At 42.2% G+C, this 10,608-nt stretch carries 13 protein-coding genes; 2 read left to right on the top strand and 11 right to left on the bottom strand.

What is annotated here, in order from left to right; all coding sequences use genetic code 11:
* Positions 1-9 precede the first annotated feature (9 nt).
* From ADH92_RS06115 to ADH92_RS06095, 5 genes are all read right to left on the bottom strand, one after another.
* Positions 10-255, bottom strand: a complete 246-nt coding sequence (locus ADH92_RS06115) for a YneF family protein (RefSeq protein ID WP_003005109.1) — start codon at positions 253-255, stop codon at positions 10-12.
* A 55-nt stretch (positions 256-310) separates the two neighbouring features.
* Entirely contained in the window at positions 311-1,561 is a 1,251-nt protein-coding gene (locus ADH92_RS06110; RefSeq protein ID WP_049497795.1) for a diaminopimelate decarboxylase, read from the bottom strand.
* A 95-nt stretch (positions 1,562-1,656) separates the two neighbouring features.
* The gene (locus ADH92_RS06105; RefSeq protein ID WP_003008369.1) at positions 1,657-2,343 is read right to left on the bottom strand and encodes a Bax inhibitor-1/YccA family protein; all 687 of its coding nucleotides are present in this window, start codon (positions 2,341-2,343) and stop codon (positions 1,657-1,659) included.
* Between the two features lie 28 nt (positions 2,344-2,371).
* Complete coding sequence (locus ADH92_RS06100) at positions 2,372-2,863, bottom strand: HDIG domain-containing metalloprotein (RefSeq protein WP_049482905.1); 492 nt, start codon at positions 2,861-2,863, stop codon at positions 2,372-2,374.
* Between the two features lie 82 nt (positions 2,864-2,945).
* Positions 2,946-3,692, bottom strand: a complete 747-nt coding sequence (locus ADH92_RS06095; RefSeq protein ID WP_049497833.1) for a TrmH family RNA methyltransferase — start codon at positions 3,690-3,692, stop codon at positions 2,946-2,948.
* 73 nt (positions 3,693-3,765) lie between these two features.
* On the opposite strand from ADH92_RS06095, the gene ADH92_RS06090 reads away from it, so the two are divergent.
* Both ADH92_RS06090 and yidC read left to right on the top strand, forming a co-directional pair.
* Entirely contained in the window at positions 3,766-4,044 is a 279-nt protein-coding gene (locus ADH92_RS06090) for an acylphosphatase (protein ID WP_049497794.1), read from the top strand.
* Between the two features lie 77 nt (positions 4,045-4,121).
* Complete coding sequence (yidC, locus tag ADH92_RS06085; RefSeq protein ID WP_003008377.1) at positions 4,122-5,039, top strand: membrane protein insertase YidC; 918 nt, start codon at positions 4,122-4,124, stop codon at positions 5,037-5,039.
* Between the two features lie 402 nt (positions 5,040-5,441).
* Here the strand turns inward: yidC and greA are convergent, their stop codons facing one another.
* The 6 genes from greA to zapJ form a co-directional block, all read right to left on the bottom strand.
* Entirely contained in the window at positions 5,442-5,924 is a 483-nt protein-coding gene (greA, locus tag ADH92_RS06080; RefSeq protein ID WP_049497793.1) for a transcription elongation factor GreA, read from the bottom strand.
* 57 nt (positions 5,925-5,981) lie between these two features.
* Positions 5,982-7,511 (bottom strand): endolytic transglycosylase MltG, encoded by a 1,530-nt coding sequence (gene mltG / locus ADH92_RS06075; protein ID WP_444465320.1) that lies wholly within the window; start codon positions 7,509-7,511, stop codon positions 5,982-5,984.
* Between the two features lie 59 nt (positions 7,512-7,570).
* Positions 7,571-8,080: a GNAT family N-acetyltransferase gene (locus ADH92_RS06070; RefSeq protein WP_173018709.1), complete on the bottom strand. Its 510-nt coding sequence runs from the start codon at positions 8,078-8,080 to the stop codon at positions 7,571-7,573.
* Positions 8,081-8,092: 12 nt separating this feature from the next.
* Positions 8,093-8,509, bottom strand: a complete 417-nt coding sequence (locus ADH92_RS06065) for a GNAT family N-acetyltransferase (protein WP_049497791.1) — start codon at positions 8,507-8,509, stop codon at positions 8,093-8,095.
* An 81-nt stretch (positions 8,510-8,590) separates the two neighbouring features.
* Positions 8,591-9,925, bottom strand: a complete 1,335-nt coding sequence (gene murC, locus ADH92_RS06060; protein WP_003005130.1) for a UDP-N-acetylmuramate--L-alanine ligase — start codon at positions 9,923-9,925, stop codon at positions 8,591-8,593.
* A gap of 9 nt (positions 9,926-9,934) precedes the next feature.
* Positions 9,935-10,585: a divisome accessory protein ZapJ gene (gene zapJ, locus ADH92_RS06055; RefSeq protein WP_003017389.1), complete on the bottom strand. Its 651-nt coding sequence runs from the start codon at positions 10,583-10,585 to the stop codon at positions 9,935-9,937.
* Positions 10,586-10,608 lie beyond the last annotated feature (23 nt).

Here is a 10,608-nt window from a genome sequence, read left to right as displayed (position 1 = left end):
GCCCCACTCTTATTTTTTCTTGTTTTTCGCCATTGCTGATTTTTGTTGGTTCACAATTTGGCGATAGACTTGTTGAACTTTTGCTTCGCTTGGACGTTGGCCGCTGGCACCTAAAAGCGTACGGACTGCTTCAACATTCAAACGTGGGTTTGATGCAAATTCTTTTTCAAATTGACGACGAAGCAAGAACATTCCTGCAACCATCCCACCAAAGAAAGCTAAAATAATCAACAAAATTCCTAAAAAGAGATTCATAAAATTTTCTCCGATCCATTATTTTTACATAACTATCATTATATCAGACAATCGCTTATTTTTCAATGTCAAAGCCGTAGAGTGTCGCAAGATAATCTTCTGGTTTTTCTGCTCGACGAATCAAACGGGCTTGCCCATCTTCTTGAAGCAAAACTTCTGCCGAACGCAACTTGGCATTGTACTGATAGCCCATTGAAAATCCATGGGCTCCAGTGTCATGAATCACGAGCAAATCTCCAATCTCCGTCACGGGTAGTTCTCGTTGTTTGGCAAATTTATCGTTATTTTCACAGAGACTTCCCACGACATCGACCACTTCAGTCGGTCCCTCTGGACGATCCATATTGGTGATATGGTGATAAGCACCGTACATAGCCGGTCTAAGAAGATTCACAGCTGAAGCATCGACACCCACATAGGTCCGGTAGGTTTTCTTTTTATGAGTGACTCTGGTTACCAGGAGGCCGTGTGAAGCCAGCATAAAGCGACCAAGCTCGGTATAGATTTTCACATGACCAAGTCCTGCCGGTTTGAGAATCGCATCAAAAATACGATGCACACCCTCCCCAATAATGGCAATATCATTTGGTTCTTGCTCTGGCTTGTAATTGATCCCAACTCCACCAGAGAGGTTGATGAAGCCCAAGTGGACACCTGTTTTCTCGACGACTTCTACTGCTAATTCAAAAAGTTGACGCGCTAACTCTGGATAGTAGTCGTTGGATACAGTATTAGAAGCTAATAAAGCGTGAATGCCAAACTCTTCCACACCCAGTTCTTTCAACTCGATAAAGGCTTGGATCAATTGCTCCTTGGTCATGCCAAACTTAGCTTCTTCCGGATTGTCCATAATATCGGTTCCCAGTTCAAAAACTCCACCAGGATTATAGCGGCAAGAAATGACCTTAGGGATGCTAGTCACAGACTTCAAGAAAGCAATGTCTTCATAGGCGTCCAGATTGATCGTTGCCCCTAATTCTCTCGCATAGACAAATTCATCAGCTGGCGTATTGTTAGAAGAAAACATGATCTCTTTTCCACTAAAGCCCAGTTTATCCGCCATTAACAATTCCACGTAGCTGGCAGTGTCGACACCACAGCCCTCTTCTTGCAAAATTTTTAGGATCGATGGGTTAGGAGTCGCCTTGATGGCAAAGTATTCCTTAAAGCCTTCATTCCAAGCAAAAGCTTGATGGAGGGCACGAGCCGTTTCACGAATTCCTGCTTCATCATAGAGATGGAAAGGGGTAGGAAATTCTTGGGTCAGACTTTCTAATTGTTCACGGGTTACAAAAGGTGTTTTCATAAGCGCTCATTTCTATTCTTTAGTCACTATTAGTATAGCACAAGTCGGAAGACAAAAAAAGCCGAGGCAACTGCCCCAGCTCAATCTCTCTTTGATTAGTCGTTTCTTCCGAAGATACGAAGAAGGCTGATAAAGAGGTTGATAAAATCAAGATAAAGTTCCAAAGCCATCGCTACTGCCCAGCCTGTAGCAGGTTGACCATTTGTTTGATCATAGACATAGCGAATCTTTTGGTTATCCCAAGCTGTCAATCCTGCAAAGAGGAAGACAGAGATAATACTCAAGATATAGTCCATTCCAGAACTTCTCAAGAACATGTTCACAACAGAGGCGATGATCACACCGATCAAGACTCCCATCAAGGCACGTCCCATTCCAGACAAGTCTTTTTTCACGACGCGTCCGATAGCTCCCATGACAATAAACATCAAGGCACTGACCAAGAAAGCCTTATAGACCGTCGCTTGCATGTAGCGAGCAATGATAAAGCTCAAGGTAAAGCCATTCAAAGCTGAGTAGATCAAGAAGATCGGAAGAGCAGACGGGCTATTTTTAACAGCCTTCCCACTTGCAACAAAGACCAAGATCAATTCTACAACCACTGCTGCATAGTAAACCATTGGTGCTGTTGTCAAGATTTGAACGAAGAAATCTTGAAAGACTGTCATCATAAGACCAGATACAAGGGCTGAAATCCCTACACCGATCCCAACTAATGAGTAGATTTTGTTATAAAAAGCATTCAATCCACTTTGTTCTTGGATTACTGAATCATTATACATATAAACAAGTTCCTTTCAAATTTGTTTACTACGATTTTAACATTTTTCGATGAAAAAATCTCTTTTTGGCCATCTTTTTACGCCAAGGTTCTGAAGCTTCCTTAACAGCCCAGTATTTATCCACCATCGTCACTACGAAGGATTCTTTGTAGCGAGGCGGAGCAAGGGTAGCTCCCCACATGTGTTTAATAATGATGTCTTCTTCCTTGGCATTGAGATCTGTGATCTTTCGCGCATTTCTCACGGCAATGCGGGGATGGATCCAGGCATGACTCTTGGTAAACTTGGTCTCGCGCCAATCATAATAAAAGAGGTCGTGCAAGAGGCCACCCCGAGCCGTACTTTTGGCATCCCAACCAAATTTTTTAGCCAGTTTATAACTGGTATAGCTAACATGAATGGAATGCTCCAAGCGATTGGAATGAATATGGTGGGGAATGTCGGCTAATTTTTGAACCTTCGGATGCTGGATCAGATGGCCTACATAGGTCATGTATTCTTTGTCACGATGATATTGCATAAGATAACCACCTTTCCTTGATAAGCTCTCCCAATAAGATCTCCATCAACTTCTTCTTACAGGTTAAGTATACTTCTTTTTCTCAAAATTCCCTTAAAGAAAACATCAAAATTCCTGCTGCTACTGCAACATTCAAACTCTCTGCCCGACCTGGCATGGGAATATGAACCAGCTGGTCTGCTTGTGCCGCCATTTCTTGGCTGATGCCATTTCCTTCATTCCCCATCACCAGGATAAACTGATCGATCTGAGGAAGCTGACGGTAGTCAATGGAAACTTCTGAAAGCGTCGTTGCGAGAACTGCTAGATGAGAGTGCGCAGCTCGTTCCAATAGTTCTTCTCGATCCAGTTTCCAGATAGGAATATGGAAATGACTGCCCTGCATGGATCGAAGGGTCTTGAGACTGTATAGATCTGCGGAGGCTTTCGATAGCATAACGCCATCAAAGCCTGCTGCATCTGCTGTTCGAATCATCGTCCCTACATTACCAGGATCCTGTACATCCTCCAAATAGAGGAAGCGCCCTTGTAGCTGATCCGGAAGTTCTGGCTGCTCTAGAGCGATCACTGCGACAATCCCTTGCGGAGTCTTCGAATCTGCCAAGAGACTTAAGATCTCCGGAGTCACGACGGTGACTTTTTGGATGTTCTCTACCCGATCTAAATAGGCTTCTAAAACAAAGACCTGCCGAATCTTCGCATGATTTTCTACTGCCTCTTCAAACAGATGCCAGCCTTCAATGAGATAAGAATCTGTCCGGTATTTTTTTTGATGTAATTTTTTAGCATTTTTGATTACATTATTGGATTTAGACGTTATAATATTCATAGAACTATTATAGCACAAAGAAAAAGAAGAAATCATGCCTCAGATAGATTTCTTCGAGTCAAGGAGGTCGCACATGCAAAAGGTAAAAATGATTGCCCAAGGACGGGTTCAAGGGGTTGGCTTTCGCTGGGGAGTCTACAGTCTTGCTTTAGAGATCGGTGGGATTACTGGCCGTGTCTGGAATAATGACGACGGAACGGTTGGCATTCTGGCCCAGGCAGAGTCTAGTAGCCAAATGGCCAAATTCATTCAAGAAATTCGCAAAGGTCCTACGCCTTTTGCACATGTAACTTATTTAGATGTTACGCTCGCAAACTTTGAAAACTATTCAGACTTCAAAATTGCAAATTAAGACTAGAGAACTATTGTGTATTTTCAAAAAAAACAGTAGAATAGAAAGGTAACATTAAAAAAAAGAAGGAACTATTTGTGAAAAAAAATAAACTTGCATTACTTGCATCGATGGGACTAGCTTCGCTTGTCTTCTTATCAGGATGCGTGAGTGTCGATCGGAAAACTGGAAATCCGACTGGATTGATCTGGAATCTTCTTGGTCGTCCGATGGGCGAAGCCATCAAATTCTTTGCCAACAACCTTGGCTTGGGCTTTGGGATCGGGATTATTATCGTCACCTTGATCGTGCGGTTAATCATCTTGCCACTTGGTTTGTACCAATCATGGAAGGCAACCTACCAATCTGAAAAGATGAACTACTTAAAACCTATTCTTGGGCCAATCCAAGAGCGCATGAAGAACGCTAGTACACAAGAAGAAAAGTTATTGGCACAACAGGAATTAATGGCTGCTCAACGTGAAAATGGGGTTAGCATGTTTGGTGGAGTTGGGTGTTTGCCGCTCTTGATCCAAATGCCATTCTTCTCTGCTCTCTTCTTTGCAGCTCAACACACCAAAGGGGTAGCAGATAGTAGCTTCCTTGGCATTGCTCTTGGCAAACCAAGCTTGCTCTTGACGGCTATCGTAGCAGTTCTCTACTATATCCAAAGTATGCTCTCTCTTCATGGAATTGAAGATGAAACCCAAAAGGAAAGCATGCGTAAAGCATCACTGATGAGCCCGATTATGATCGGTGTCTTCTCATTGATCTCTTCAGCCGGAGTGACTCTTTACTGGGTAGTCGGTGGGGTCATCCAGATTATCCAACAATTTGTCATCAACTACTTGATTCGTCCAAATCTTCGCAAACGGGTCGCTGAGGAATACAAAAACAATCCTCCAAAAGCGACTAGTCACCGCGTGAAAAAAGATGTCACACCAACTGCGACGACTCAAATCCAACACAAACCAAAAAACAACCGCAATGCAGGGAAACAACGCAATAGAAAGTAGTACAAACTACTAAATTCTAGCGAAAATAGAGCAGCACTTGAACCTTTTAGTTCAAGTGCTTTTTTGATATTGTTCAGTCAGTCAAGGAAGAATTTTCACTCTCGCAAGAGGAGTAAGAGCACAAAAAAACAGGACCTCTAGGAGAGCCTGCTTTAACCTAAGTAATGTTAAAAAATAAAATGATATAAACTATTAGGTTCATACAGCAGATACTGAAACTTTCCGCCGTGAGAAAAGTGCCTGAAACATAATTGTTTCAGGCACTAGGGGAGTTTTGAAACCTTAGGTTCAAAACTAAGTCATGGAACTTCGTGGAAGTTCGCTGACGTCCATACTCACTTAAGGAAAGTTTCTTTGTCTTTAATCTGAAACAAGCCCTCTTGGAGTGCTTGCATTTTATATTTACGCTGTTTTTTCTACCTTCAAAATTTTCACTTGGTAGCTTCCAGCTGGTGTCTCAACAGTGACAACGTCACCTGTCTTCTTACCAATCAAAGCGTGACCGATTGGGCTTTCGTTAGAGATCTTTCCTGCAAAGGCATCTGCCCCTGCTGAACCAACGATGCTGTATACTTCTTCATCTGTTTCGCCAACTTCTTGAACTGTAACGGTTTTTCCGATCGCTACTTCGTCTACTGCAACAGCATCACTATCAACGATTTCTGCATAACGGATTTTTGTTTCCAAGCTAGAGATTTGACCTTCAACAAAAGCTTGTTCATCTTTTGCTGCTTCATACTCAGAGTTTTCTGAGAGGTCACCATATGATCGAGCGATCTTAATCCGTTCTACCACTTCAGGTCGACGGACCAATTTCAATTCTTCTAATTCTTGTTCCAATTTTTCTTTTTCTGCTAGGGTCATTGGGTATGTTTTTTCTGCCATTATTCTTCTCTTTCTATTATTTGAATGAAAAAGCTGTGGACGCGCCACATGCTTTTTCTAGTTTGAACTTGCTTGTGTCAATTTACTATTGACATGTTCTTCAACATTTTTATTGTGTTCTTCGTATGTCTTAGCGAAGAAAACTTCACCATTTTCGACATTTGCGACAAAATACAAGTAATCGGTCTTACTTGGGTTCACCGCCGCTTCGATCGCTGATACTCCAGGGTTATCCACTGGACCAGGCATCAAACCGGTATTCTTATAAATATTATAAGGTGAATCCAGCTCTGTATCGATCGTTGCATCTTCTTTTAAGGTCGTCTTTTGACCAAGTTTCCCTTCTGCATAAAGAATTGCAATATTACTTTGCAAAGGCATATCTTGGTTCAAGCGGTTATAGAAGACACTCGCGATATCTTTTCGGTCCTGATCCGTCGCCCCTTCTTTTTCCACCAAGGAAGCAAGAGTCAATACTTCGTTTACATTGATGTTCTTGCTCTCAAGTGTTTCATAGTATGGGCTTAAGTTTTGATCCATTGCCGCCAGCATCTGATCGATCATCTCTTTCACTGTGGTATCTTTCCCATAGTTATAAGTAGCTGGGAAGAGATAACCTTCTAAACGGTAGCGAACACCAGAATCCTTACTTGGCAGATTCGCCAAGAGCTTAGGATATTTGGCCACCATCTTCTCAATAAAGGCATCGTCTTGCACAGCCTTCAAGAAATCTTCTTTCTTGAATGGAGTCTTGCCTGCCTTCTTAGTGGAGACATCGGCGGTGATAGCCGTCGCAATCTGATCGATCGTATAGCCTTCTGGAATCGTGACCTTTCCAAGAACTGGAGCCTGAGGAGTTTTGGTTCCCTCTTCTTGCAGTTTTTGGATGATGGTTTCTAGATCCATGCTCTTTTGCAGGTTGAAATAACCGGATTTGAAATTGCTATAGTTCTTGAACTTGGTATAGTAGTTAAAGAACTGGCCATTTTTCACGAGTCCTTTTTTCTCAAGGATCGCGCCAATCTCACGATTACTTGAACCTGCTGGAATCTCAACCGTAACGAATTCTGTTGCATTTTTATCCATCGGCTTGACAGCTGAATGGATATAGGTCACAGCAAAGATCCCTGTAGCCACGATCACAATCAGCAAAAGGCTAACCACTGTCCGCACAATTCGTTTAGCGATTTTATTTTGTTTCTTTTGTTTTTGTTGGCGCTGGTTACGAGAAGAGCGCGATAAGCTTTCCTCTACCGGTTCCTGACTTGGTTCTTTTGGAGCAGGCTTTGTAAGCTCACTCTTTTCTTCCACAGCAGGAGTCGCCTTTACCGGCTCCGCTGGTTCTTCTTTGGGAGCCGACGCAGATTCTTCTACTTTTGGAGGTGGTGTTGCTTCTTCCTCCTCTTTCAGTGAAGAAGGGGTTTCAATGCTTCGATCAGGTAGATCATACTCTTTTTCGATCTTTAGAAGTTGCTCATTGGCCTCTTCTAAGTCTCTGAGGATCTGCTCTTTGAAGCTTAATAACTTCTCACTGTCTTGTGATTTATCAGTCAAATAATTGACCTCCCTCATCATAATCCTTAATATTATATCTTAAAAGATTTAGAAAAGCAATACAAATCGCCCTTCTTCTTCAAAATACCTATTTAATCAAGGTTTTCGTTTTCCCAGACTAGATTGTACCAAACTTCACCCGCATATTGGGATTCTGACCGGCCTTCATTGGTAAATCCTTGCTTTTCGTAATAAGGAATCAAATAATCATGACAGGTCAAATTGATCCCTTGACGATTATCTTTCACCGCAATCTCTTTCATTGCCTCAAGCAAGAGGGTTCCAACCCCTAGCCCTTGGGCTTCTTTAGCAATAGATAGACTCGTAATAGAAATAAAGCCCTGTTCTAGATGGCTTAGATCTTCAACCTCTGAAAAAGAGGAATCGATCAAATAGCGCTCCGGTCTAACAGGTCCTTCTAAATACCCTAAAATCTGACCTTGGCACTCTGCTACAAGAAATGTCGTTTGAATCTTTTCGATGTGATCTTTTAAAATCTCACGCGCAATCGCTTCTTCTTCTGAGAAATTCTCAAGCTCAATACGCTCGATGGCATCCAAATCCTGCAGCTCTGCCTGTCTAATGTGAATCTTTTCTTTCATCATTTACTCCTTCTATCGTTCCCAAACCATATGGACTCCTCGATCAGACTCAGCTTCATCCCGAAATCCTTGCTGGGGAAAATAAGATAGTAAGTCTTCTGGGCAATCGATCCAAATGGCTTTCTTTTCCTGTTGAACAGCTAGATCCTTTAAAGCAGCGATCAAAATAGAACCATAGCCTTGACCTTGAAAGGCTGGTCTCACTGCTAGTCGCAATACGATTAGGTTTCCTTTTAAAGGCTGGTCTTCTGTCGCCAACAAGTAAGCCACAGCATTCCCCGCCTGCTCTGCAAGCAAAGAAATGGCTTCCTTCGAACCTAGAGCTTCCTCAAGAGTGGCCTTGTGCTTCTTTCCTTCATTGTCATGAAGTTCTTCTTCTAGCAAGCCCAGCTGTTCTTGATCAGCTGGGGTGATTGATCGAATCATCATCCTGCTTTCCTCATCTCATACTCCTTCAGTGGACAGATAAATTTGAGTCTGGAACCAAAAGATTCCAGACTCAATCATCTCTTATTGTACACTATGTGTCAAACTAGATAATAAACGCTCAAATGAGTATTCATAGGTTTGAATATCTCCTGCTCCCATAAAGACATAGACTGCATTATCATGGTCAAGAAGAGGAGAAACATTCTCAGCTGTAATAATCGCTGAGCGTTTGACAATTTTTGCTTCCAAATCTTCAACTTTCACATCGCCGTGATCGACTTCACGCGCAGAGCCATAGATCTGTGCCAAGTAAACAGCATCTGCTTGATTCAAGGCTTCTGCAAATTCATCTAACAAGGCAATGGTCCGTGTAAAGGTATGTGGTTGGAAAATGGCCACAATCTCTTTACTTGGGTATTTTTGACGGGCCGCATCCAAGGTTGCAATAATTTCCGTTGGATGGTGCGCAAAGTCATCGATTATCACTGTTCCATTGACTACTTTTTCAGTGAAGCGACGTTTCACTCCAGCAAAGGTCTTCAAATGCTCGCGGACTAAATCTAAATCAAATCCTGCAATGTAAAGCAAACCAATGACTGCTGTAGCATTCATGATGTTGTGACGACCAAATGTTGGGATATGGAATTGCCCCAAATCTTCTCCACGGAAATGAACGTTGAAGGTTGAACCTGTCGTTGAGCGAAGCAAGTTGCTTGCTACAAAATCGTTCGTCTCCTTATCAAAACCATAGTAATAAATTGGTGCTGATGAGGTAATCCGACGCAATTCTTTGTCTTCTCCGTAGATGAAGAGGCCTTTGCTGATTTGTTTGGCATAATCGTTAAAGGCATTGAAGACATCTTCTAAGCTCGTAAAATAGTCTGGATGGTCGAAGTCAATATTGGTGATGATGCTGTATTCAGGATGGTAAGGCATAAAGTGGCGTTCATACTCATCTGATTCAAATACAAAGTATTTGGCTGCTGCAGAGCCACGACCTGTCCCGTCACCAATCAAATAACTGGTATCAGTGATATTTGATAAGACGTGCGAAAGCATCCCTGTTGTTGAGGTTTTCCCGTGTGCTCCGGCAACTCCCATGCTGACGAAGTCACGCATAAATTCACCAAGGAATTCATGGTAGCGTTTATAAGTTAGGCCATGCTCATCTGCATAAGCGATTTCCACATTGTTATCTGGACGGAAAGCATTCCCGGCAATGAGGATCTTGTCGCCTTCCAAATTTTTCACATCAAATGGATAAATTTGAATTCCTGCTTGTTCCAAGCCACGTTGCGTAAAGTAATACTTCTCAACATCTGACCCTTGAACCGTATGTCCCATTTGGTGAAGCATGAGGGCTAAAGCACTCATCCCTGCTCCTTTAATTCCAATAAAATGGTATGTATTAGACATGTTTTCTCCTTATTCTTGATCTAGATGGGTTAAATCCAATTCTTGTTTGATTGGCTGTGGTTTCAACTTGTGCTGATCTTTATTGTATATTTGGCTAGTCTTTAAGAAATCATAATTGTTTTTCTTTTCAGTCGGTTCTGCCACTTCTGGTTCTCCTGCAGATTCGAACTCTGCAAGGATCAACTGATCTTGTCGCAATCGTTTGCTATATTTCAATAATTCACCCGGATTTTCCTTTTGGAAGGGAGCCGTTGGCTGACCAGGTTTTCGTTCAGAAATAAATGGTTTTTTCCGTTTACTTGTAGTAGCTGCTGGATCCGTTGTCAGATAGGGAGCTGTGCGTTTCTTTTTCAGATCTTCACGAGCGCGCTCTCTCGCTTCCTCTGCATAACGATTGGCTGGGCTTTTTTTATCAATCGGCTCTTTAAAATCAGGTTTTCTTACTGGCCGTCTTTTCGGTAGGGGCTCTTCTAATGGTTGGTGGTAAGGATGCTTAGGTTTGGTATTTTCAGCAATCGGTTGCCATTCCAAATAATTTTTATCCACATAGTCGCCTGTAATGTTACTAATCAAGTCTGTTTCATCATACAGGTTCATGTGGGGCATCTCTGTTAACATCAACTCATTATCCCCTACTTGAGGAAAATATTTTTCTGTCATGCTTTCTTCCTTTCGACACTCCA

Origin of the sequence: Streptococcus parasanguinis (assembly GCF_001073155.1) — a bacterium.
GTDB classification, from domain to species: domain Bacteria; phylum Bacillota; class Bacilli; order Lactobacillales; family Streptococcaceae; genus Streptococcus; species Streptococcus parasanguinis_D.
This window is presented reverse-complemented; position numbering and strand designations above follow the sequence as displayed.